The sequence below is a fragment of the Candidatus Pelagibacter sp. Uisw_101 genome (assembly GCF_047727615.1).
In the GTDB taxonomy this organism is placed as follows: Bacteria; Pseudomonadota; Alphaproteobacteria; order Pelagibacterales; family Pelagibacteraceae; genus Pelagibacter.
Genome location: NZ_CP159821.1, coordinates 1,185,903 through 1,210,318 on the forward strand (window position 1 = coordinate 1,185,903; position 24,416 = coordinate 1,210,318).

At 28.7% G+C, this 24,416-nt stretch carries 24 protein-coding genes; 10 read left to right on the plus strand and 14 right to left on the minus strand.

The window, feature by feature from the left end:
- Entirely contained in the window at nucleotides 1–189 is a 189-nt protein-coding gene (locus ABXT48_RS06370; RefSeq protein ID WP_415286181.1) for a DUF2093 domain-containing protein, read from the minus strand.
- A gap of 21 nt (nucleotides 190–210) precedes the next feature.
- On the opposite strand from ABXT48_RS06370, the gene purD reads away from it, so the two are divergent.
- Both purD and rsmD read left to right on the plus strand, forming a co-directional pair.
- Nucleotides 211–1,476: a phosphoribosylamine--glycine ligase gene (gene purD / locus ABXT48_RS06375; RefSeq protein ID WP_415286182.1), complete on the plus strand. Its 1,266-nt coding sequence runs from the start codon at nucleotides 211–213 to the stop codon at nucleotides 1,474–1,476.
- A complete protein-coding gene (gene rsmD / locus ABXT48_RS06380; protein ID WP_415286183.1) occupies nucleotides 1,473–2,039 on the plus strand; it encodes a 16S rRNA (guanine(966)-N(2))-methyltransferase RsmD in 567 nt (188 codons plus the stop codon). Before purD ends, rsmD begins: the two co-directional genes overlap by 4 nt.
- Here the strand turns inward: rsmD and ABXT48_RS06385 are convergent.
- From ABXT48_RS06385 to ABXT48_RS06410, 6 genes are read right to left on the minus strand one after another with little or no spacing between them, the layout of a single operon-like run.
- Nucleotides 2,031–3,173, minus strand: a complete 1,143-nt coding sequence (locus tag ABXT48_RS06385; RefSeq protein WP_415286184.1) for a glucose-6-phosphate isomerase — start codon at nucleotides 3,171–3,173, stop codon at nucleotides 2,031–2,033. The genes rsmD and ABXT48_RS06385 overlap by 9 nt on opposite strands.
- Nucleotides 3,174–3,176: 3 nt before the next feature.
- A complete protein-coding gene (locus ABXT48_RS06390; RefSeq protein WP_415286185.1) occupies nucleotides 3,177–3,629 on the minus strand; it encodes a DUF3035 domain-containing protein in 453 nt (150 codons plus the stop codon).
- A complete protein-coding gene (gene lspA / locus ABXT48_RS06395) occupies nucleotides 3,616–4,116 on the minus strand; it encodes a signal peptidase II (RefSeq protein ID WP_415286186.1) in 501 nt (166 codons plus the stop codon). Before lspA ends, ABXT48_RS06390 begins: the two co-directional genes overlap by 14 nt.
- Complete coding sequence (gene ileS / locus ABXT48_RS06400; protein ID WP_415286187.1) at nucleotides 4,116–6,845, minus strand: isoleucine--tRNA ligase; 2,730 nt, start codon at nucleotides 6,843–6,845, stop codon at nucleotides 4,116–4,118. The genes lspA and ileS overlap by 1 nt, the downstream gene beginning before the upstream one ends.
- A gap of 1 nt (nucleotide 6,846) precedes the next feature.
- Complete coding sequence (gene ribF, locus ABXT48_RS06405; protein WP_415302848.1) at nucleotides 6,847–7,764, minus strand: riboflavin biosynthesis protein RibF; 918 nt, start codon at nucleotides 7,762–7,764, stop codon at nucleotides 6,847–6,849.
- Nucleotides 7,765–7,767: 3 nt separating this feature from the next.
- On the minus strand, nucleotides 7,768–8,586 hold the full coding sequence (locus tag ABXT48_RS06410) for a TIGR01459 family HAD-type hydrolase (RefSeq protein WP_415302850.1): 819 nt from the start codon (nucleotides 8,584–8,586) through the stop codon (nucleotides 7,768–7,770).
- 123 nt (nucleotides 8,587–8,709) lie between these two features.
- Here ABXT48_RS06410 and groES point away from each other — a divergent pair, with 123 nt between their 5' ends.
- The 3 genes from groES (at nucleotide 8,710) to ABXT48_RS06425 (ending at nucleotide 11,148) form a co-directional block, all read left to right on the plus strand.
- A complete protein-coding gene (gene groES, locus ABXT48_RS06415) occupies nucleotides 8,710–9,000 on the plus strand; it encodes a co-chaperone GroES (protein ID WP_415286192.1) in 291 nt (96 codons plus the stop codon).
- 24 nt (nucleotides 9,001–9,024) lie between these two features.
- The gene (gene groL / locus ABXT48_RS06420) at nucleotides 9,025–10,692 is read left to right on the plus strand and encodes a chaperonin GroEL (RefSeq protein ID WP_415286194.1); all 1,668 of its coding nucleotides are present in this window, start codon (nucleotides 9,025–9,027) and stop codon (nucleotides 10,690–10,692) included.
- 99 nt (nucleotides 10,693–10,791) lie between these two features.
- Nucleotides 10,792–11,148 (plus strand): DUF2306 domain-containing protein, encoded by a 357-nt coding sequence (locus tag ABXT48_RS06425; RefSeq protein WP_415302851.1) that lies wholly within the window; start codon nucleotides 10,792–10,794, stop codon nucleotides 11,146–11,148.
- Between the two features lie 352 nt (nucleotides 11,149–11,500).
- On the opposite strand, the gene ABXT48_RS06430 is transcribed toward ABXT48_RS06425, so the two are convergent.
- Both ABXT48_RS06430 and ABXT48_RS06435 read right to left on the minus strand, forming a co-directional pair.
- Nucleotides 11,501–12,517, minus strand: coding sequence for an acyltransferase family protein (locus ABXT48_RS06430; RefSeq protein ID WP_415302853.1), 1,017 nt, complete (start codon nucleotides 12,515–12,517; stop codon nucleotides 11,501–11,503).
- Between the two features lie 333 nt (nucleotides 12,518–12,850).
- Nucleotides 12,851–14,653 carry a DEAD/DEAH box helicase gene (locus tag ABXT48_RS06435; RefSeq protein ID WP_415286196.1) on the minus strand — a complete coding sequence of 601 codons (1,803 nt, stop codon included), beginning with the start codon at nucleotides 14,651–14,653 and terminating at the stop codon, nucleotides 12,851–12,853.
- A 195-nt stretch (nucleotides 14,654–14,848) separates the two neighbouring features.
- On the opposite strand from ABXT48_RS06435, the gene typA reads away from it, so the two are divergent.
- Nucleotides 14,849–16,675 (plus strand): translational GTPase TypA, encoded by a 1,827-nt coding sequence (gene typA / locus ABXT48_RS06440; RefSeq protein ID WP_415286198.1) that lies wholly within the window; start codon nucleotides 14,849–14,851, stop codon nucleotides 16,673–16,675.
- On the opposite strand, the gene ABXT48_RS06445 is transcribed toward typA, so the two are convergent.
- Nucleotides 16,672–17,319 carry a YczE/YyaS/YitT family protein gene (locus ABXT48_RS06445; RefSeq protein ID WP_415286200.1) on the minus strand — a complete coding sequence of 216 codons (648 nt, stop codon included), beginning with the start codon at nucleotides 17,317–17,319 and terminating at the stop codon, nucleotides 16,672–16,674. The two genes, typA and ABXT48_RS06445, sit on opposite strands and share 4 nt — an antisense overlap.
- Before the next feature lie 52 nt (nucleotides 17,320–17,371).
- On the opposite strand from ABXT48_RS06445, the gene ABXT48_RS06450 reads away from it, so the two are divergent.
- On the plus strand, nucleotides 17,372–18,052 hold the full coding sequence (locus ABXT48_RS06450) for a DUF6134 family protein (RefSeq protein ID WP_415286201.1): 681 nt from the start codon (nucleotides 17,372–17,374) through the stop codon (nucleotides 18,050–18,052).
- A gap of 2 nt (nucleotides 18,053–18,054) precedes the next feature.
- On the opposite strand, the gene ABXT48_RS06455 is transcribed toward ABXT48_RS06450, so the two are convergent.
- Genes ABXT48_RS06455 through tldD form a run of 3 tightly spaced genes read right to left on the minus strand, consistent with a single transcriptional unit; the run spans nucleotide 18,055 to nucleotide 21,760 of the window.
- On the minus strand, nucleotides 18,055–19,026 hold the full coding sequence (locus tag ABXT48_RS06455) for an NAD(P)/FAD-dependent oxidoreductase (protein ID WP_415286203.1): 972 nt from the start codon (nucleotides 19,024–19,026) through the stop codon (nucleotides 18,055–18,057).
- Complete coding sequence (locus tag ABXT48_RS06460; protein ID WP_415286205.1) at nucleotides 19,023–20,342, minus strand: TldD/PmbA family protein; 1,320 nt, start codon at nucleotides 20,340–20,342, stop codon at nucleotides 19,023–19,025. The genes ABXT48_RS06455 and ABXT48_RS06460 overlap by 4 nt, the downstream gene beginning before the upstream one ends.
- 5 nt (nucleotides 20,343–20,347) lie before the next feature.
- A complete protein-coding gene (tldD, locus tag ABXT48_RS06465; RefSeq protein ID WP_415286207.1) occupies nucleotides 20,348–21,760 on the minus strand; it encodes a metalloprotease TldD in 1,413 nt (470 codons plus the stop codon).
- A gap of 110 nt (nucleotides 21,761–21,870) precedes the next feature.
- Between tldD and ABXT48_RS06470 the strand changes: the two genes are divergently transcribed.
- Genes ABXT48_RS06470 through ABXT48_RS06480 form a run of 3 tightly spaced genes read left to right on the plus strand, consistent with a single transcriptional unit; the run spans nucleotide 21,871 to nucleotide 23,172 of the window.
- Nucleotides 21,871–22,233 carry a rhodanese-like domain-containing protein gene (locus tag ABXT48_RS06470; RefSeq protein WP_415286209.1) on the plus strand — a complete coding sequence of 121 codons (363 nt, stop codon included), beginning with the start codon at nucleotides 21,871–21,873 and terminating at the stop codon, nucleotides 22,231–22,233.
- A 3-nt stretch (nucleotides 22,234–22,236) separates the two neighbouring features.
- Nucleotides 22,237–22,584, plus strand: coding sequence for a thiol-disulfide oxidoreductase DCC family protein (locus ABXT48_RS06475; RefSeq protein ID WP_415286211.1), 348 nt, complete (start codon nucleotides 22,237–22,239; stop codon nucleotides 22,582–22,584).
- Between the two features lie 45 nt (nucleotides 22,585–22,629).
- Nucleotides 22,630–23,172 (plus strand): tetratricopeptide repeat protein, encoded by a 543-nt coding sequence (locus tag ABXT48_RS06480; RefSeq protein ID WP_415286212.1) that lies wholly within the window; start codon nucleotides 22,630–22,632, stop codon nucleotides 23,170–23,172.
- Nucleotide 23,173: 1 nt separating this feature from the next.
- Here ABXT48_RS06480 and ABXT48_RS06485 read toward each other — a convergent pair whose 3' ends face one another.
- On the minus strand, nucleotides 23,174–24,349 hold the full coding sequence (locus ABXT48_RS06485) for a hypothetical protein (RefSeq protein ID WP_415302855.1): 1,176 nt from the start codon (nucleotides 24,347–24,349) through the stop codon (nucleotides 23,174–23,176).
- Nucleotides 24,350–24,416: the final 67 nt, after the last annotated feature.

Genomic DNA, 24,416 nt, shown 5'->3' on the forward strand with positions numbered 1-24,416 from the left:
TTAGTTTGTCTCTTTTTTTTTATGAGCTTCTACATATGAAAAATATGGTTCTTGAAGCTCAACATTCCAATAATTAAGGTTTTCTAAACTAATTAATTTTCCTGATACAGCACAAACGACATGATCACCATTTTCAATAATTTCAAAGTTATTTGGTAAATATTTTAATTTTGCTAATTTTTTATTCATTTTTAGTTTATATACATCTATATGAAAGTTGGAATAATTGGAAGCGGTGGAAGAGAGCATGCTCTATGTTTCTCAATCAAAAAATCACCTAGAGTTGATAAGATATACTGTTTTCCTGGTAATGCAGGAACCTCAGATATAGCAGAAAATATTGAAATTGATCTTTCAGATTTTAATAAAATTAAAGAATTTTCAATCAAGAACGAAATTAGTTTATTAATTGTTGGACCAGAAAAACCATTAGTTGATGGAATAGTAGATTTCTTTAGTGATACAGAAATAAATATTTTTGGTCCTGATAAAATTTCTTCTCAATTAGAAGGTTCAAAGATATTTACTAAAAAAATATGTGAAAAGCACAATATACCAACTGCTAAGTTTGGTATTTTTGAAAATTCAAATGATGCAATATCTTTTCTGGACAAAACTCAGTTTCCACTTGTTGTCAAAGCTGATGGTCTTGCATCTGGAAAGGGTGTTTATATTTGTGAAAATAAAGATGATGCAAATTTAGGAATAAAAGAGGTTTTTGATGGAAAGTTTGGATTAGCAAAAAATATTTTAATTGAAGAATTTCTTGTTGGTGAAGAAATGAGCTATTTTATTATAAGTGATGGTAAAGAAATCCAAAGCTTTGAAACTGCTCAAGATCATAAAAGAGTTCTAGAAGGTGATAAAGGGGCGAATACGGGTGGAATGGGCGCATATTCGCCATCAAGACTACTCAATCAACCTTTGGAAGAAAAAATATTAAACAAAATAATCAAACCTACTATTAAAGCTCTAGAAGAAATGAGATCTAATTATAAAGGATTCTTATATGCTGGCTTAATGATAGTTAAAGATGAGCCTTATTTGATTGAATACAATGTAAGAATGGGAGATCCAGAATGTCAGGCCATCTTACCTAAATTAAAAACAGATTTGTTTGAAATTATCAATGCATGCTGCAATGAAAATCTAAAAAATATAAATATAGAGTGGTATGATAAAAAAAGTCTATGTATTGTTTTATGCTCGAAAGGCTATCCTGATAAATATAATAATGAAATTTTAATAGAAAATATTGAAAACCTAAAGCCGGATGAGGATGATTATTTTTTTCATGCTGGTACAAAAAAAATAAACGATAAAGTTTATTCAAATGGTGGAAGGGTAATTAATTTCGTTAGTCTTTCATCGAATTTTAAAAGCAGTAGAGATAAAGCTATAAGTTTAATTAAAAACCTTAATTGGAAAGATGGGTTCTACAGAAAAGATATTGGCCATAAAGTGATTGATGAATGAGAATAATTTCAGGAAATTTTAAAGGCAAAAAAATTCTTCTACCAAAAGACAAACTTACAAGACCTCTTAAAGATTTAACAAAAGAATCAATTTTTAATATATTAAAGCATTCTAAATTATTAAATATAGAGTTAGAAAATTCTAATATTTTAGATTTATTTTCAGGTGTTGGGTCATTTGGTCTCGAATGTTTATCTAGAGGTGCTAAAAATGTTACATTCTTGGAGAGTTATAAGGAAGTATTAAATATTTTAAAAAAAAATATAGATAATTTAAATCAACAAAATCAAATAAAAGTAATTGAAAAAAATATTTTTTCTGAAAATACTCTTAAGTTAATAAATGATAAATTTGATATTATTTTCATGGACCCTCCCTATAAAGAGAAAAAATTATCTTTTCTGTTGAATGCAATAACTGAATTAAAATTACTTAATACTGGTGGCATCATAATTATTCACAGACATAAAAAAGAAGAAGATGATCTACCCAAAGAATTTAACCAAATTCTAGAAAAAAATTATGGTATTTCAAAAATTATATTTGGAAATATCTTAACTTAATATTTTTTTTGTTTCTATTTTTATCAACTCAACAGAAGGTTGATCAAATGGATTAACATTTAAAGCTCGACCAAGTAAAATGGTCTCTAATATAAAAAAACAGAACAGCTCACCTAGAGACTGTTCATTTCTTTTTAAGATTCTAAAGCTTCTAAAAGGTATTTTTTTTGAAATAAAAACTTTCTCTGTGGCAATCATTTGAGATTGTTTTATTTCTTCTATTGACAGGTTTTTTAAAAACTTATGAGTATTTAACAAACCATCATTCTTAATTTTTATATTTTTATTTTCTAGAACATTAAAAAAAGTATAAAAATATTTATTTGGGCCGTCTAGATAAAGCTGCATTAAACTATGATTGTCTTTTGGCATTGAAGAAACAACAGGTAATAATCCAAGAGATTTTTTTCCTAGGCTTTCAGCTATCAGTTGCTGATACCATTTGAATAAATTTTCAGATTGTTCATCATAATTTAAAATTATAGATGTCTGTTTTCCACTCTTAATTAAGCTTAACGTAGTTGAAACATTGTTTACTAGGTTATTAATAAAATTTTTATTTTTAATAAGATTATTAAATTGCTTAAATTTATTTTCATTTAAATTCATCAACTCTGCAGGTAGCATTCCAACTTCAGACAATACAGAATACCTGCCTCCTACATAATTTTTATGCTCAAATATTTCTGCTTTAAGTTTTGCTGCTAAGTTAGTTAGGTAGCTATTTTTTGCTTCTGTAATGATAATATTTTTTTCTTTTTTGTTAATTAATGCATTAGCATTCGCTATTGTCTCCAATGTATTTCCTGATTTAGAAATAATTAAATTTAAGTTTATATTTTTATTATCAAAATAATCTGCATTGCTATTCAAATTATTAACAAAAGTAATTTTTTTTTTTATTTTAGGCTTCAAAAAATCATAAATAGCTTCAGAGCCAAGAACGGATCCACCCATGCCAATTATTCTTAAATTTGATAATTTTTTATATTTTTTAATTATTTTTTTTGGATAACTATATTTATATGTGGGTTTTAAAGTTTCAAATAATGCTGGCTGATCTTTTAGTAATTTCAAAAAATCTTTTTTTATTATTTTAGAGTTTTTGATATTTAAAAAATTTTTAAATATCATTTCTTAATGTTCAAGATTATTAAATTTATTTTTTAATCTTTTAAAAAACCCTTTTTTTTTTGTTTTTTCATTTTCTTCTATAGCTTCATCTGAATTTATTTCTGTAGTTTCAATTAAATTAACTTTTTTTTCATTAATCTTTTTGATAATAGATTTCTCAATAGAATTTTTTGTATCATCACTTTTCTCGCTTGTGCTTGTAGAAGAGCTCTGATTAATTATATCCTCAATATCTGAGGTATCTTTTTTTTCTGGTATTATATTTTCTTCAGGTTCCTTTCCAGGTTCTGGTAATTCTCCAAAACTAGGTGGTAGTACTAAAGGAGATTTTTTTTCAACTAAAAACTCTTCACTTCCTTTTTTTTGGCTTCCTCCCAATCCTTCACCAATTGATGCACAGGAGTTTAAAAAGAGAATTATTAAAAAAGAAGCTATTAATTGATTATTTTTTTTCATTTGTATTATTATTATTAAAGAAAAATTCTACTAAAATAAGGCAAAAAACTCCAATGGTAATAAATATATCAGCCACATTAAAAACAAACCAATGAAAGCCATAAAAATGTAAATCAATAAAATCTGGAACAGCCGTATAAACTATTCTGTCATATAAGTTTCCAAAAGCACCACCTGCAATTAATGCAAAAAAGTAACGCTGAATATTATTACTTTTTAACATCATAAACATAATAGCAATAATGATAAGACCAATTAAGATTGTAATTGAATTATAAATAACACTTCCATTTATGGAAAATAAACCAAAAGCTATTCCTTTGTTCCATATTAAGAACAGGTTCAAATAAGGAGCAATATAAATATCAACCGAAGATTCTACTTCTGCAAGTTTTAAGATATATAGCTTTGTTACACGATCAAATGTAAAAACTATTAATAAAATTACTAAGTTTAAATAGAAATTTTTTAAGTTAATTTTGTTCATCAACTTTTTATTTTATCTGAATGCCTCTCACACTTAATTTTATTAATTTTCCAACAAACTGGGCATTTATTTCCCTCAGCTTTAATCGTTTCAATAATTGTTTCTTCTGTGTTTGATTGATGAACTAATGCAGTGGATGTAATACATATTTCTGAAAAATCTACATCTTTTGAAATCTCAAACAATGTTTTATTTAAGTTAAGAACTAAACTTGCTTCTAAACTTGACCCTATTTCTTTGCTAGCTCTTTTTGCTTCAATACTTATATTGCAGACATCTCTAATTTTTTTTAGTTCTGTCCATTTTTTATTTAGTTCTACATCTTGAAAAGATTCTGGAAATTTCATGAATTGCTCTAGATGAATACTTTTCTGCTCTTTATTTATTAAGGTGTAAATTTCTTCTGTTGTGAATGAAAGTATCGGTGCAAACCATTTAACTAAAGATTCTAAAATAATATTTAAAACAACTATACTGCTCTTTCTTCTGTCTGAATTTTTTGAGTCACAATATAGAGCATCCTTCCTAATATCAAAATAAAATGAAGATAGGTCTACTGTACAAAAATTTAAAAGCTCTTTATAAAGATTATGAAAATCATAAGATTTAAAATAACTTTTAAAATTTTGATTTAGCTCATATACTCTATGAAGCATATATCTCTCTAATTCTGGTAATTCTTTAATATCTAGATTTTCCATATCAACTTTTTGAAAATCATCATTTAAGTTGCCCAGTAAATATCTAAATGTATTTCTAATTTTTCTATATGAATCAGCGTGTTGTTCTAAAATAGAGTAATCAATTCTTAAATCCTCAGCATAATTAGATGATGCAACCCATATTCTTAAAATATCTGCCCCATATTTTTTTAAAATATCTTCAGGAGCAATTACGTTTCCTACAGATTTTGACATTTTAAGACCTTTGCCATCTACAACAAATCCATGTGATAATATTGATTCATAAGGCGCTCTACCTCTCGTTCCACAAGATTCTAAAAGTGATGAATGAAACCAGCCTCTATGCTGGTCAGAACCTTCTAAATACATAGATGCTGGCCATTGAAGATCTTCTCTTTTTTCTAAAACAAATGCATGGGTACAACCGCTATCAAACCAAACTTCAACAATATCACTTATTTTATCGTAATCTTCTGCTTTATATTTGTCCCCTAAAAATCTTTGAGGATTATCAGAAAACCAACAGTCAGAACCTTCTTTTTCATAAATGCTCGCAATATTATCATTTACATCATCATCCGCTAAAATTTCCTTTGTAGTTTTATGAACAAATATTGGAAGTGGCACTCCCCAAACTCTTTGTCTTGAAACACACCAATCTGGCCTTGTTTCAATCATTGCTTTTATTCTTTCCCTACCTTTGTCTGGATAAAATTTAGTGTCATCAAGAGCTTTTAATGCTCTTTTTCTTAAGCCATGGCTTTCCATTGAAATAAACCATTGTGGAGTTGCTCTATGAACAAGGGGTGCTTTTGATCTCCATGAATGCGGATACGAGTGAACTAGTTCTCCATTAGATAATAACTTTTTTTGTTCTTTTAATTTTTCAATAACAATCGGGTTAGCTTTAAAAATATGAGTTCCCTCAAATAAAGGAAGATTTTTTGTATATTTACCATCACCATCTACAGTCTCTATAGCTTTTATTCCATGCTTTAAACAAAGATTAAAATCATCAGGACCATGGCTGGGTGCACAATGAACAATACCTGTTCCCTGTTCTGTTGTAACAAATCTTGCTTCAAGCATTGGGATATCATAATCATAACCAAGCTCTAAAAAAGGATGACTACAAACTGTATCTTTAAAATCTTTGCCCTTAAATTTTTTAATTTCTTTGTAACTTTTGATTTTACAGTCTTTGATAACAGATTCTAGTAAAGCTTCTGCAACAACTATCTTTTTATTCTTAAAATCTCCCTCATCATTTAATTCAATTATTAAATAATCTAAGGCCTCATTATAAGCTAATGCTTTATTTGCAGGTATAGTCCATGGAGTAGTTGTCCATATAATAACTTCTGTATTTTCTAATTCTTTTATATTTGTTTTTTTAACAGGGAAGGCTGTGTAAATTGTATCTGATTTATGATCTTGATACTCAACTTCAGCATCTGCTAAAGCAGTTTTTTCTACAGTTGACCAAAGAACAGGTTTAAACCCTCTATAAAGACTTCCTTCTTTTAAAAATTTTCCTAACTCTCTTACGATTTGAGCTTCTGCCTCAAAACTCATTGTTGCATAATGATTATCCCAATCTCCAACAACACCTAATCTTTTAAATTGTGTTTTGTGAACTTCAATCCATTTTTGAGCAAACTCTCTACACTCTTTTCTAAATTCCGTAATTGGAACTTCATTTTTATTTTTTTTATTTTTTTTATATTGCTCTTCGATTTTCCACTCAATAGGTAGACCATGACAATCCCACCCCGGAACATATACGGAATCTTTACCATCCATTTGATGAAATTTAACAATAATATCTTTCAAAATTTTATTTAAGGCCGTACCCATATGAATATTTCCATTTGCATATGGTGGGCCATCGTGAAGTATAAATTTCTCTTTACCCTTATTAGATTTTCTCAACTCTTTATAAAGATCAATTTTTTTCCAATATTCTAAAATTTCAGGTTCTTTATTCTGTAAATTTGCCTTCATGGAGAAAGCTGTTTTAGGTAAATTTATATTTTCTTTGCTCATATTAACTTTTTTTTGCAACTTTTAAGTCACTTTGAATTTGTTTTTTTAATTGATCAACGTTTTTGAATTTTTTCTCTTTTCTTATAAACTTTGTGAACTCTACTGATAAATACTTATTATAAAGATTTCCAGAAAAATTAAAAATATGCACTTCCAATAAAATTTTTTTTTGATTGAAAGTTGGTCTATAACCAAGATTAGCAATCGCTTTTAGTGATTTATTGGAGTTTTTTTGTTTTACTTGAACGGCATACACTCCAGGCATCGCAATCACATAATCTTTAATATCAATATTACAGGTTGGAAAACCAATTTTTTTTCCTTGTTGCCTTCCCTTTTGAACAATTCCTTCAATTGACCATTTTCGATTTAATAACTTATTGGTTTTTTTTAATTGTCCTTTTTCCAGAAGAGAGCGGACATATGTTGAGGAGATAACTTTTTTATTTAAAATTAGTGGTTGCGGTTTTACTATTTTGTAATGATATTTTTCTTCATTTTTTATTAATTGCCTAACATTTCCCTCTCTTTTATTGCCAAATCTAAAGTTATTACTAACAAATATATATTGGGCTTCTAATTTTTTTGATAAAATTTCTTTAATAAAAAAATCAGACTTAATTAATGAAAATTTTTTATCAAATTTTTTAGTAATTAAAAAATCTACTCCCAAATCATTTAAAATTACATTTTTTTGTTTTACATTTGAAATTCTAAAGTTTTTAAAATTTTTATTAAAAAACATTTTAGGCATTGGCTCAAATGTTAAAACTCCAATTTTTAGATTAAATTTTTTTTTATAAGTATTTGCTAACTTAAATAATTTTTGATGACCTAAATGAACACCATCAAAATTTCCAATCAAGATAATTGATTTTTTATGATTGTTTGAAATATTAAAATTTTTATACAGCTTCATATTCTACCACTTCAATTCTGTTTGAATAAAGTTTACAATAACTTCATATTTCTTTGAAATTACATCTATACCTTCTTTTTTAATTTCTTCTCTATGAACGCCATTTGATATAATTAAAGAATTATAATTTAAAAGATTGGCTCCTTTAATATCTGTATTTAAATTGTCACCAATAGACAAAACTCTTTTTCCCTCATTGTTAATTGCCTGCTTATAAACTTCAGGAAATGGTTTTCCAAAATAAATAACCTCTCCTCTCATTTTTTCAAAAACAAGAGCTACAGACCCTGCACACAATTCTCTTTTTTCACCTCTATCAACAATTAAATCTGGGTTAGTGCATATCATTTTCTTATTAATATGATCTTTGAATAATTCTTTGTAATAATTTAAATCTACACCTTGTTCTTCAAATAAACCTGTACAGAGTAAATATGAACTTTCTTTAATGTCATTAGTCTTATTTTTTTTAAAATCTAAAAATAAATCAAAATCTCTTGGAGGCCCTATATGATAAAATTTTTCTTCCAGAGAATTTTTTCTTAAATAATTTAGAGCTGCTTCTCCTGAGGAATAAACTTTTTTCCTAATTTCTTTATTCATTCCCATTTTTTCTAAAAAATTATTTACTGTTTTATTAGGTCTTGGTGCATTAGTTAATAGAACGTAGTCTTTGTTTGCTTTGGTGATTTCTTCTAAAACTTCAATTGCATTTTTATGAAGAGTTATCCCATTATGAACAACACCCCATAAATCGATATAAAAAATATCATAATTCTCTACAATCGATCTTAATCCATTGTTATCTAAATTCTTAGTCATTATGGGAGGTATAACTTATAAAAAACTCAATTTCTCTGGTTTTTTACCCCACATATTTTTTTTAACATCTCTTGAAATAGTTAGCCTAATAGCTATATGAGTCGCATAATAAAAGGAGAATTTATGAAATTTAAACCGTTACACGATAGAGTTCTAATAGAAGTTTTAAACAGTAGTGAAAAAACTGCCGGAGGAATAATTATCCCTGATACAGCACAAGAAAAACCTCAAGAAGGTAAAGTAATTGCTGTTGGTGGTGGAGCAAAAACTGAAGATGGAAAACTAATTCCAATGGATGTGAAAGTTGGAGATAAAGTTCTTTTTGGCAAATGGTCAGGAACTGAAATCAAAATAGACAATAAAGAATATAGCATAATGAAAGAGTCTGACATTATGGGTATTTCGAGTAAATAATTTAATTTAAAGGAGAAAGTAAAAATGGCAAAAATCGTAAAATTCGACTCTGAAGCAAGAGCGGCAATGATAAGAGGTGTTGATATCCTTGCTAACACAGTAAAAGTTACTCTTGGACCAAAAGGCAGAAATGTTGTTATCGACAAATCTTATGGTGCACCAAGAATTACTAAAGATGGTGTTACTGTTGCTAAGGAAATTGATCTTGAAGATAAATTTGAAAACATGGGTGCTCAAATGGTTAAGGAAGTTGCTAGCAAAACAAATGAAGAAGCTGGTGATGGAACAACTACAGCAACTATTTTAGCACAAGCAATTGTTAAAGAAGGTGTAAAATATGTAACAGCTGGCATGAACCCTATGGATGTTAAAAGAGGAATAGATGCAGCAGTAGATCATGTTAAAGCAAGCTTAATTGCTTCAGCAAAAAAAGTAAAAGATACTGATGAGATTGCTCAAGTAGGAACTATTTCAGCAAATGGTGATAAAGAAATTGGCAACATGATTGCAAAAGCTATGCAAAAAGTTGGTAATGAAGGTGTTATTACTGTTGAAGAAGCTAAGGGAGTAGAAACTGAGTTAGACGTTGTTGAAGGTATGCAATTTGATAGAGGTTATTTATCACCATACTTTATTACTAATGCTGATAAAATGACTACAGAGTTAGAAAACCCTTTCATCTTATTACATGAAAAGAAATTAACTAACTTACAACCAATGGTTCCACTTTTAGAAGCTGTTGTACAAGCTGGTAGACCACTAATGATTATTTCTGAAGATGTTGAGGGCGAAGCTCTTGCAACTCTTGTTGTAAATAAACTTAGAGGTGGTTTAAAAGTTGTTGCGGTTAAAGCACCTGGTTTTGGTGATAGAAGAAAATCAATGCTTGATGATATTGCAATTTTAACTGGTGGCCAGGTTATTTCTGAAGACATTGGAGTTAAACTTGAAAATGTTAAACTTACAGATCTTGGATCTTGTAAGAGAGTTAAAGTTGATAAAGATAATAGTACAATTATTAGCGGCAGTGGTAAAAAATCTGAAATTGAAGCTAGATGTACTCAAATCAAACAACAAGTAGGTGAAACAACTTCTGATTATGACAGAGAAAAACTTCAAGAGAGACTAGCAAAACTTGCTGGCGGAGTTGCTGTAATCAAAGTTGGTGGTGCAACTGAAGTAGAAGTTAAAGAAAGAAAAGATAGAGTTGAAGATGCTCTTAACGCAACTAGAGCTGCTGCTGAAGAAGGAATAGTAGTTGGTGGTGGTTGTGCTCTTTTATACGCTTCACAAAGTCTAACTACACTTAAAGTTAAAGGAGATGATCAAAAAGCTGGTGTTACGTTAGTGGCTAAAGCTTTACAGGCTCCTATTAGACAAATAACTTTAAATGCTGGAGTTGATGGTTCAGTTGTAGTTGGAAAACTACTTGAACAAAATAAAAAGAACCAAGGTTACGATGCTCAGAATGAAGAATATGTTGATATGTTTGCAAAAGGTATCATCGATCCTGTTAAAGTTGTAAGAACAGCTTTACAAGATGCAGCTTCAATTGCTGGATTACTTGTAACTACTGAAGCCATGATTGCTGACAAACCAGATGACAAAGATTCTGGTGGTGCTGGTGGAATGCCTGGTGGAATGCCAGGTGGAATGGGCGGCATGGGCGGCATGGGCGGCATGGGCATGTAATACGGTTCCCCAACCAGAACACTCTAAATACAAAAGTTAAACAAATTAGAAACCCTCAGAAAGAAATTTCTGGGGGTTTTTTTTATGTTATAATTTTAAATGATAGTATCCCATCTAATTTTAGCACTTATTGCTTTAATCATTGGAAGCATAAATTTAATTTCTAAAAAAGGAACCAAAAGACATAAACTTATTGGATGGTTTTGGATAATATTTATGACCTATGTATCAATCTCATCCTTTTGGATAAAAGAATTAAATGATGGTGATTATAGTTGGATACATTTGCTTAGTATAATTACATTACTATTTTTAATATTTTCTATAATTGCTATCAAATTTGGATTCATAAAAATTCATAGTTTTTTTATGATAGTAACTTATATCGGACTATTTATTGCTGGAATATTTACTTTAATGCCAGGTAGATATATTGCCAATTTTTTTGGTATCTAACTATAATCTAATCTAAATTAATTTTTTAAAGTCATCTTTTGAGTTCCTTTTGAAAATGACCTTTAGAGTAATGAACAAAGTAATGAACAATTTGAAAAATCTATGTAACTCAACAGTTATTCAATCAGTGAATGAGAATGTAATACGGTTCCATCTAGAGAACACTTTAGATACATAAACTAAACAAAATTAGAACCCTCGGAAATAAATTTCTGGGGGTTTTTTTGTATCTGCTGTTTTCAATGTATTTAAGACGTTGTTTTACAAAAGTGATGTGTTTATTCATCAATAATTTTTATTATACTTTCTTCTATAATTTATTTTATAATAGTAAGTTTAGTATTTATATTGTCTAATTATAAAATTTCATCTCAATAAAACTATGTGTGACTCTGCTTAAAAAAATAACTAAAACTAAGTACATAAAAATTAAAATTAACTGAAAATAAATTAGTTCTGAAACATTTATATTTAGAATTATTAATACATATTTAAATCCCATAGCAATAATGAAATGAGTCATATAGGTTGAGTAACTTATTTTTCCCAAATACACAAAAATTGGATTTTCTAGAAATTTAATTAAGTAATTATTTTTTTCTTGGAGTAATGCTAAAATTAAAAAAGATACAAATAAAACAAATATACACTGTAAATAATTGCTAGGTTTATTCATAGATAATATGATAAATAAAATTAGTAAAATTATGTATGTTAAAAATTTTATATTTTTAAAATTAAATTTTTTCATAAAAATAAATATCAAAACACCCTGAAAAAAACCATTAATACATCTTATAATTTGATTATGGCTAAAATTAAACTGAAACCCATTATTTATTAAATATAAATTACTCAAAAAAATAGAAATGATAATTATAAAAATAAATATTTTTATATTATTTCTTAAAAGAGTTACAAGAAATGCAAATAAAATATAGGTATAAAATTCAACAGAAATAGACCAACTGACAGAATTATAACTTCTTCCAAAGTCTGGTATTAATGCTTGTGTTAGAGATAAATTAGCAAAAAATGATTTTATGTTATTAAAATCTTCTTCAAATTGAAAACCTAATTTGACTTGAAGATAGTTTAACAAAAAATAAATTATTAATAAAAAAAAATGAAGTGGATAAAGTCTTAAAAATCTTCTTTTAATAAAAAATAAAAATTGATTTCGGTCTTTTAATTTATTTAAATAATTATATGCAATTACAAATCCTGATAATATAAAAAAGAAATCTACAAATAAATAACCATTTATTATGAAATCTATTTTAAGTATTGGAGCAAATATGCCAGCATGTAGAATGACTATAAAAAAAGATGCTAAACCTCTCAATGATTCTAAATATTTTATTTTCAATTCTTAATCATAATATTAATTTTTAACGAAGTCATCTTTTGGCTTGCTTTTGAATTTGACCTTAATTTAAATGAACATAGATGAACAATTTTAAGAAAAGATAAGTAAATTAAGACTTATTGAACTAATGAATGAGAATGTAATCCCACTCTTTTTAAAAAGAATTCAAAGGCCATCTTTTTAGGTGGCCTTTTTTTTTATTAAGCTGTTATAAGATTAAGATATGTCAAAAAGATACAGCGGAAAATCATTTAAAGATTCCAGCACTGCTAAAAAACCAAAATTAAGCCTAAAAGAAAAAAGAAAAAATAAAAAAGAGAAATCTAAAAAGTCTTAGACTTTAGGTCTTTTTTGACTGTGTTTTTTGAAGGTAAAGCTTTTGGGTCTGTCACTTCTACTTTTAAACTTCTTCTTTCCATCAAAACTAGAGCTTTTTTTTTCTACACTCGTTGATGAACTTTCAGATGTTTTTTTTCCAAAATATTTAGGATTATTTGTGAAGCCTGTTGGTTTCGAGTCATCTTTTTTAGTAAAACTAGATTTTTTCTTGTAACCAAAACTTTTTTTCTCTCCATCTCTTGATGATGAGCTGGATCTTCCATAACTAGATGGTTTTGATTTATCTCCAAAACTAGATTTTCCTTTATAACCAAAACTTTTTTTCTCTCCATCTCTTGATGATGAGCTGGATCTTCCATAACTAGATGGTTTTGATTTATCTCCAAAACTAGATTTTCCTTTATAACCAAAACTTTTTTTCTCTCCATCTCTTGATGATGAGCTAGATGATTTTCCTTTATAACCAAAACTTTTTTTCTCTCCATCTCTTGATGATGAGCTGGATCTTCCATAACTAGATGGTTTTGATTTATCTCCAAAACTAGATTTTCCTTTATAACCAAAACTTTTTTTCTCTCCATCTCTTGATGATGAGCTAGATCTTCCATAGCTAGATTTTTTTTCGTCTCTGAATTTTCTCTTTTTATTGTATGGCGCTTTTCCTCTTTTACCACCTTTTGAATCTCCTCTTGCTCCACGTGGCGCAGGTTTAAAATTCGGATCAATTAATTTACTAATTTCATTCCACATCGACCTATCATCTGGTGTAAGAAAAGTTAAAGCAGAGCCTTCTGTTCCTGCTCTAGCAGTTCTTCCAATTCTGTGAACGTAATCTTCTGGCACTTGTGGAAGGTCATAATTTATTACGTGCTGAATTAATGGAATATCTAAACCTCTTGCAGCAACATCTGTTGCAATTAATATTCTCTTAAGGCCTTTTCTAAATGAAGTAATTACACGATCTCTTTTACTTTGACGAAGATCTCCATGAATAGCATCTGCTGAATGACCTTCTTCTTTAAGACGCTTGACCATTTTATCAGCACCTCTTTTAGTTTTAACAAAAACTAAAATTGATCCTTTTCTTGCTATAAATTGATCTACTAGTTGATCGTATTTATTTTCTTTAAAAACTTGAAGGGTTTCTTGTTTAATTTTTGCAATAGGAACTGAAGTTGATCCTGTTGAAATTCTTTGAGGCTTATTTAGATATCTTTCAGAAATTCTAACAATATTCTGAGGTAATGTTGCTGAAAATAATAAAGTTTGATGATCTTTTGGAACAAATTTTAAAATTAACTCTATTTGGGGAGTAAAACCCATATCTAACATTCTATCAGTTTCATCTAACACTAAATATTTGGTAGCTGATAAATTTAAGCTTTTTCTTTTTAAGTGATCATTAATTCTTCCTGGTGTTCCAACAATTATTCTTGATCTGTTTCCCAGTTGTCTAAGTTGTTTTTGCATTGCCTCTCCACCAATAAGCAAGGCAGTTTTAATATTAATTTTATCGCTAATAATACTCTTAATTGCAGCCATTACTTGAGTTGCAAGCTCTCTAGTTGGGCACATAACTAACGCAAAAGCATTTTTATCTAATATTAATTTGTTAATTAAAGGGATACTAAAAGCTAATGTTTTTCCAGTTCCTGTTTGGGCCGTTCCTAAAATATCTTTTCCCTCTAAAGCAACTGGTATTGCCATAGCTTGAATTGGAGTTGGTTTCGTAAACTTCATTTTTTCCAATGAATTTTTTAACGAATCTTCTATTTTTAGTAATTTAAAGTTTTCCATTTGGGTATTTAGATTTTTTAAAACTTAAGGAGATATGCTCTTAATCCTTTAATACGTCTAATTTGTATAGCGATATCTATACGTTTTTTTAATAATCACAAGAAGCTAATTTTTTATTAAAATAGCTTTAATGAGGAAATAATGGGTTTTTTTAAGTTTTCAAATGACTCAATTGATGTATAAGAGCCTCAAATTATGAAAAACAATATTCGAAACATCACAATTATTGCACACGTCGACCATGGTAAAACTACCATGATTGATACCCTTATGAAACAGAGTGGTTCATTTAGAGAAAATGAAGTTGTTGATGAAAGGTTAATGGATTCTGGTGAGCTAGAAAAAGAAAGAGGAATTACTATTTTAGCTAAACCTGCTTCAATCAACTGGAAAGATTCAAGAATTAATATTATTGATACACCTGGTCACAGAGATTTTGCTGCAGAAGTTGAGCGTGTATTAAGTATGGCTGATGGAGCATTATTACTTATCGATTCTGCTGAAGGTGTAATGCCTCAAACAAAATTTGTTTTAGCAAAAGCTCTTAAGCAAGGATTAAGGCCAATTGTTATAATTAACAAATTAGATAAAGCAGATCAAAGAGCTGACGAAGTTTTAGATGAAACATTTGATTTATTTGTAAGTTTAGATGCAAATGAAGAGCAATTAGACTTTCCAGTTTTATACGCCAGTGGAAGATCTGGATGGGCTAGCAAAGAAGTTGATGGACCAAGAGAAAATCTTCACCCACTATTAGATTTGATTATAGAGCATGTAAACCCTGCTGAGCTTGATAAAACGAAGCCTTTTGCAATGCTATCTACTCTATTGTATGCAGATAGTTTTTTAGGAAGAAGCTTGGTTGGAAAAATATCTCAAGGTACAGCAAAAGCTAATCAACCTATTAAGGCAATAAATCTTAAAGGTGAGAAAGTTGATGAAGGTAGATTAACTAAAATTTTTAGATACGAGGGAACAAAAAAAGTACCCATCGAAGTTGGTGAAGCGGGTGATATTGTTATAATTGCAGGTTTAGAAAAAGCTAACGTGGCTGATACAATTTGTGATCTAGAAGTGACTGAACCAATACACGCAACACCAATAGATCCTCCTACTATGTCTATTACTATAAGTGTTAATAGTTCACCTTTAGCTGGGACAGAAGGAAAAAAATTAACAAGTACTCAAATCAGAGATAGATTGGTCACTGAAGCACAAAACAATGTTGGGATTTCTTTTTCTCAAAATAATAATGTAGATGCTTTTGTAATTAGTGGACGTGGTGAATTAATGCTTGAAATCTTATTAACACAAATGAGACGTGAAGGTTTTGAGATGACAGTAAGCCCTCCAAAAGTTTTGTATCAAAAAGATGAAAATGGAAACAGAATGGAGCCTATTGAAGAAATCACAGTTGACTTAGATGAAGAGTTTTCATCAAAAATTATTGATTCAATGAACAGAAGAAAAGGTAAATTACTTGATCTTAAAGATACTGGAAAAGACAAGAAAAGATTAATCTTTCACGCGCCAACAAGAGGTTTAATGGGTTATACAAGTAGATTTTTAACTTTAACAAAAGGTACTGGTGTAATTAATAGAATCTTCCATGGTTACGGAAAATTTGAAGGTGAGATGGATGGCAGAAAAAATGGTGCTTTAATTTCAATGGCAAACGGAAAAGCTGTTGCATTTGCGATATTTAACTTACAGGCGAGAGGTGAAATGTTTGTAACCCATAATGATCCTGTTTATGAAGGAATGATTGTTGGATTGGCCCCAAAAGCTGGTGATATGATTATTAACGTTATGAAGGGTAAACAGTTAACTAACATGAGAACTCAAGGAACTGACGAAAACGTTGTGCTAACTCCAGTAAGACAAATGTCAATTGCAGAACAGCTAAGTATGTTAAATACTGATGAAGCATTAGAAATTACCCCTAAATCTCTTAGATTGAGAAAAGCAATTCTTAATCCTAATGATAGAAAAAAGAACGAAAAATCGTCAACACCTCTTTAATTAAAAAACTTTCCGACAATAAATAAACTAAGAGCAACAGCTGGTCCAATTCCAAAAGCAAATAATAAAGTTCCAACTCCTACTGTACCACCCAAATACCAACCGATAGACATCACTGTAATTTCAAGAAAAGCTCTAACAATAGCAATCGGTAAATTTGTTTTTTTTTGCAAACCAACCATTAGTCCATCTCTTGGTCCAGCTCCTAAATTAGCCACTAGATAAATACCCCCACCAAGCCCTACTGTGAGCACCGCTATAATGGCCAAAAGTATTTGATAAATATAATTTTCAGGTGTTGGCACAAATTTTATGCAGACATCAATCATCAAACCAATAATTATTGCATTTAAGATTGTTCCAATTCCAGGTTTTTGTTTTAAAGGTAACCACAACAGTAAAACAGCAATGCTTACAAATATAGTTATTATTCCAGTAGAAAAATCAACATTCAATGCAATACCTTGTGCAAGAACAGACCAAGGTGAGGCTCCAGCAAAAGAGACAATTAATAATCCCTCACCTAAACCAAACAAAGTTAATCCAAGACACAAAAAGAAGAAAGTTGAAATTTTTGGTTTAAGATTTAATGGTTTTTCAGAACTCCAATAAACTTTAGGAATATTTTTGATTTTCAAGAACATTTTTTAATAAATTACTTCTTTTAAAATTAAAGTCTATTATTGTTAATACTTTATGGAAAAATTTTTTATACTAATTTTTTTTTTAACATATTCACTTAGCTCTAATGCCCACATGGCGCATTATAATAAATTTAATAAAATTGAAATGGAGATTTTAAAAGATGGTGAAGTTATTGGCTATAACTACTATTTTTTTAAAAAGGATGGAGATAAGACAACAGTCACAAATCAAATTAAGTTTACAGTAAAGTTGTTTGGGGCAACAATTTTTGAAATTGAAGGGTACGGAGAGGAAAAATATATTGAAGATAAATTGATTTCTTTTAATTCTAAAACACTTCAAAATGATAAAAAAAAATATGTAGATTTAGAATTTAATGAACAAACAGATAAATTTGATATTCAGGGTTCTTCCTATAGTGGTATGGCATCAACAAAAAACGTAATTGGAAACTGGTGGAGCCACAAAATTTTACAAACTGATAGTCAAATTAGCCCCATATCAGGTAGTATCAAAGAACAGGTAGTAACGTTTATCGGTAAAGAAAAAATTGAACTTTATGGTAAAACTTATGAGGTAGATCATTTTAAATTAACCTCAAAAGAAATGTCTTTACCAAAAGATAAAAGACTTAATTTTGATATATGGTTTGATCAAAAAAATTCTTTAATTTTAAAAGTTACTTATTCTAGATTTGGAAATTGGGAATATAAGGTTAAAAAGTTTGAATAAAATTATTTATTTATTTTATTAAAAAGATCTTGAGCACTTATCCATCCCGATTCTAATCTAGGTCCAACAAACCAATCCGCACAAACTCCAAGGTTTAAAGAAGAATTCCAATAACTTTTAATTCTTAAAGGTTTTGAGTTAGATGAATATTTCCAGCCATGATTTAATGAAAATAAGACTTTAGTTTTTTTTATACCTGTAAGCTTAAAAAACTGCTCAATCAAAGTTTTTGTGTTCAATTTATTATTGTCTCGATTTTTATTAATCTCTTTATTTGCCCATGAGTAAGTACTTTGTAGGGTCCAAAGATCATTTTTACTTTTAAAGCGCATTTTACTATTTTCATTTCCAGCCCAGCCTAAAATTTTATCATTAAAAAAATAACTACTAACATTAAGTTTACTTTTTTTTGTAGTCATCATGACAGTTATATTTGCATCCATTTTAATTCTTTTATTTATAAATGAATGTTTAATATATTTTTTTGAAAGTTTTTTTAATTGAGGGAATGGACAAGTTAATATCAAAGATTTATAAAATTTTATTGATCCATCTGAAAAAGATATTTCCCAAACTTTTTTTCTATTAGCAATTTTAATAACCTCACTACTAAAATTACAGTTAATATTTTTTAATAAATATTTACTAATTGCATTATTCCCCTTTTTACCAATTATCTTAATATGGCTCTTATCCTCTTTTTTATTATCATTAAGAAAAATATGATTTCCTGTCCATTTTTTAAGAATTTTTTTTGAAATTAAACTTTTTATAAAACTTTTAAATTGGATACTTTTTGGTGAAATATATTGAACACCATGATCAAAGCTTTCATTCTTATTAAGCTTTTTATTAGATGATCTTCCCCCAACCCCTCTTGCCTTATCATAAACATCTAATGAATATTTTTTACTAAGGGAGTTTGCAATTGTTGCACCAGAAATTCCAGAACCAATAATACAAAAGTCCTTCATTTACCTGCAACTACCATACCTTCTATTAACATCGTAGGAGCATTTGTAGAATATTTAAACTCAAGATCGTCAGCTAAGGTAATATTTTTGAATATGTCTTTAAAATTTCCAGCAATAGTTATTTCACTTACTGGATATTTAAACACTCCATTTTCAACCATAAACCCTGTGGCACCAACTGAATAATCTCCTGTAACTAAATTGCTTCCATGACCGATAGTTTCTGTAATGTATAAAGTTCTTTGGTTTAACTTTAATAAGTCCTTGTATGAAATAGAACCTTTTTCAAAATACAAATTACTTGTTCCACCACTTCTACCATTTGACTTAAGGTTTAGCTTTTTCCCATTGTAAGTATCCACTAAATAATGTTTTAAAATACCTTGATCTACTAATTTTAATTCATCAGTTTTTACTCCCTCGGAATCAAAATACCTTGACCCTAATCCTTTAACTATATTGGGTTTATCAAAAATATTTATTGAAGATGTAAATATTTCTTCATTAATTTTATCTTTTAAAAAAGATGTACCTCTAGCAATAGAAGAAGCAGATATTGCACTTGCAAAAACACTCAACATTCCTTTTGAAATTCTTCTATCAAAGACAATGCTAATTTTTTCACTTTCTATTTTTCTTGGATCTAATTTTTGTAATGTTTTTTTTGCTGCCATTGCACCAATTTGGCTAGGCTTTAACATATCGTTTAGATGACAAGTGCTAGTAAATTCATAATCTCTTTCCATTTTATTATTAGAATCTTTTGCTACGGCGACACATGATGCTGAAAAAGACGAAGACTTATAGCCATTTAAAAAACCATCACTACTTGCTAATATAAAATTTGATTTTGACTCGGAGAAACCAGTTTCTGTATTAATGATTTCTTTTTTTTGAAATGCAGCATCTTCTACTTCTTTTAAATATTCAATTTTTTCATCATTCTCTATATGGTCATCATCATATAAATTTAGATCATTAATTTTATTAGCCAGTAAGTCTTTATCTGGTAACGAATTATACTCATCTTCTGGAGTAATTTTTGTTGTCTCAATACATCTTTCTATCAATGTCTTAATATTTTCTTCTGTAAGATTTGAAGAAGAAATACTTGATTTTTTTTTACCAATATAGGTTGTAAGACTAACACCTAGACTATCTGATCTATCAGATTCATCTAATTTTTTATTTCTAAAGTTTACCGTTTCTGAAATCGAGTGCATTACAGCAGCACTTGAATCTGTTGCTCCTAATTTTTTTGCTAAATCTATGCAAAAAGAAGCCGTCTTTTTTAAATAATCTTGATCTTTAACCATATGATTTATAATTGAGTTCCACCGACAGTCATTTTGTCAATTAAGATCGATGGTTGCGCCACACCTACTGGAACACCTTGTCCAGCTTTTCCACAGGTTCCAATACCTGGGTCAAGCATCATATTATTTCCAACTAATGAAACCTCTTTTAAAATTGAAGGACCATCACCAATTAATGTTGCTCCTTTAATGGGTGATCCTATTTTACCATTAATAATTTCATAAGCTTCTGTACAGTTAAATACAAATTTTCCTGAAGTAATATCCACTTGCCCACCCCCAAAGCTTACTGCAAATATTCCTTTATCAACCGATTTAATCATCTCTTCTTGAGAATAATTTCCATTTAACATCATTGTGTTTCTCATTCTTGGAAGAACAACATGTTTGTAACTTTCTCGTCTACCACTACCTGTTGATCTTGTATTCATTAACCTCGCATTTAGTCGGTCTTGCATAAAATTTTTTAATATACCATTTTCTATTAAAACAGTTTTTTCAGTTGGTGTCCCCTCATCATCAATTGTTAAACTTCCTCTTCTGTTATGAAGAGTTCCATCATCAACAATAGTAACACCTTCACTAGCAACCCTTTGACCCATTAAATTATGAAAAGCAGATGTTTTTTTTCTGTTAAAGTCACCTTCAAGGCCATGTCCTATAGCTTCATGGATGAGTATTGCCGGCCAGCCCGATCCTAGAACAACTTTCATTTCGCCTGCTGGTGCAGGTTTGCTTTCAAGGTTTACTGAAGCAATTCTAAATGCTTCATCACATACTTTTTTCCAATTATCATCTTTAAGATACTCATCGTAGGATTGTCTTCCACCAATTCCATAAACTCCTGTTTCTTTTTTTCCATCTTTCTCAAGCATAACTGAAACATTAAAACGAATTAAGGGCCTAACATCTGTTAAGACTTCACCTCCAGATCTTATAATTTCTATAGATTTATGCTCACCTGCAAAACTGGCAGTAACTTGTTGCACCATTCCACCTTTGGCTCTCGTATAGCTATTAACTTCTTTTAAAAGATCCAATTTAGATTGTAGTGATTTTTCTTCTATCGGATTAACATCTTTATAAAATTTTTCATTAGTTTGTGGAATTTCATGATTGTAGATACCATTTTGAGATTTTAATGTTGAGCTTAGATTGCTAGCAGATTGTTTTAATGATTTTTTTGAAATTTCATTTGAATGGGAATAAGCTACAACTTCACCCGTTACAGCTCTTAAGCCATATCCTAGATCAGAACTATAACTAGAACTCTTTATTTTATCATCATCAAGTACAATAGATTCACTTTTAGAATTTTCCAAGTAAAGCTCACCATCATCACAATTATTTAATGTTTCAGAAATAATACTTTCTGCATCTTTTCTTGATAAATCTGTTTTAGTAAAAAAATCACTCATGTATAACAAGTAATAGATAAAATTATTTTTTCAATTGTCGTATTTCGCACATATACAATCTATCGGATTCTATATAATTTTAGGAATAAATTAAAAAAAAGGACAATATAATGAAAAAATTTGATGAATTAATGAGCATTTCTAACGAGATAAAAAATATTTCGGTTGATGAGGCCAAAGAAAAATTGAATGACCCAAATGTTCAATTTATAGACGTAAGAGATAAAAATAGTTTTGAGTCAGAAACTATTGGTAATGCTGTGAATTTAGAAAGAGGCTTATTAGAGTTTTACCTTGCTGATGGAAGTCCTTTAGAGAATGAAATGTTTAAAAAAAATCCTGGGAAAGAATATATTGTTTTTTGTGGTCTTGGAGGTCAAAGCACACTTGCAACAAAAACTATGCAAGACATGGGAATAAAAAATGTAAAAAATATGACTGGTGGGATGACAGCTTGGAAAGATAAAAAATAGATTGTGAAAGTTTATTTTAATAATTCATGTAAAATTTGCCGTGCTGAAATAAACTTGTACAAAAAACAGGATGTTAAAGATATTGAGTGGGTAGATATCACAAATAATAAATCTGCAGAAATAGAAACTCAAAAAAATGCTAAGAGCCTTTTACGTAGACTCCATATTAAAGATGGGGAGAGGGTAATTGGAGGAGCAGAAGCCTTTTTATTAGTGTGGAAAAAAATTCCTAAATACAAGTTTCTTTATAGTTTCTTTAAAACCCCTGTAATCTTTACTTTATTTTCATTTTTTTATGAGATTATAGCTTTCTTTTTATTTCTAAAAAATAAAAAACAACTTTTAAAATAGTTTTTTAATGTTGAGAAGAGATACTGAATAAAATATATTTTAGACATGAAAATTTTTATACTATTTTTATTTATATTTAGTTTTATTTCTTCTGCACAGTCTTCTCAAAAAAACATCTTAAATAATCTTTTTGGCCAACTTCTAACTATTAACAATTCAAAGAGTGCTGCTTTACTGGAACAAAAAATTTGGTCTATTTGGAATGAGCATCCCAATGATTTTAAATTAACTGAAAAATTAGAGTTTGGAACAGAGTTGATGCAGTATGGTGATTATAATTATGCATTAAAAGTTTTTAGTAATATATTGGAGAATGACCCCAAATGGTCTGAGGCTTGGAATAAAAGAGCAACGGTATATTTTTTAATGAGCCAATTTACAAATTCATTAAATGATATTGATAAAGTTTTAGTTATAGAGCCTAGACACTTTGGGGCTTTATCAGGACAAGCAAGAATTTTCATAAAACTTCAAGAATATGAAAAAGCAATTAAGAGTATTGAGAGTGCATTGAAATTTTACCCCTCATTTAAAAGTCGTGAGCTAATACCTGAAATTGAAAGATTGATTAAAGAGGACAGTATCTAATTTAATCTTTTTTAGCTCTTTTTCTTGAAATTAACTGCGTTAACGAGTCGACCATTAGATCAGAGGCTTTAAATATTTCATTTGATTTGAATTCATGAGAAGAGTTCTTCTCAGGGTCTGATTTATCTTCAATGACTATTCCTTCATCAGGTGAATTATTTTTTATATAAATTAACATCAGCCACTCTTCATCTGGTGCTTCATCCCATTTAATAAAGATTTCACCAGTTTCAAATCTTTGGTCAATGCATCTAAAAATTGACATATGTCTAGTTATATGCCGTTTGTTAAGTTGAAAAACTAAACTGCTGGCGCTTCTATAAAAACTTTCAAGAGAAAGTTCAATTTTCTGTCTTGCAATTTTATAGTCTTTCTCTTTTTGGAGTAAAGTTTCTCTATCCTCATCACCTTGAATTTTTACTCCTAGAGCTTCTACTCTTTCTCTAATTTTTTGATCTCTTATAATCCTATATTTATCTTTTAATTTCTCTATTCTTGCTTGAAGGCCAGCATAATCATCTCTTTTTTCTTTTAATGAAATTTTTTCAAGCTTTTCTAATTCTTTAATCTCTCTTATTCTAAATTTTTCTATTTGTTTTTCTAACTGTAGTTGTTTTAGAAATTGTTTTTGTCTTTCAGCATGTTCAATTCTAAGTAATGCTTGCTCCTTACGTAAAAATAACTTTATGTCTCTTGCTCTTTCTTTTTCAAGTTTAATTTCTTCTTTTAATGCTTTTTCTTGGAATTTAGTTTGTTCCTCTTCTTCTTTTACTTTTTGTTTTTGAATTTGTAATTTTTCTTTTTCTTTTTTTTCAATTTCCTCAAGTTGTCTTCTTCTTTTTTCTTCAGCTTTTAAGGTTTTATATTCAAATATTCTATTGGCGATACCATCAAAAAAAGCTTGAATATACTTTTCTAAACTAAAATTAATTTTAAAATTAAATTCTGGCTTTAAAGAATTTTGAAGCTCAACTACCCTTAATATTATGGTTGCTTTTTTTTTAGTGTTAACTTTTCTTTTTTTCTTATTTGTTTTTATATTTTTGCTTATTTTTTTTTTATTATTAATATTTTTTTTTACTTTTGAATTTTTTTTTTGCTTTTTATCTATAATTTTTTTAACTTTTTTTTTTGCTAAAGGTTTTTTTTTAAGAGGATTTTTTTTTATTTTTTTCATGCTTTAAGAAAATTAGATTTATCAATTAATTACTAATAAATATAGTCTCTTGTTTAAATATATTGTG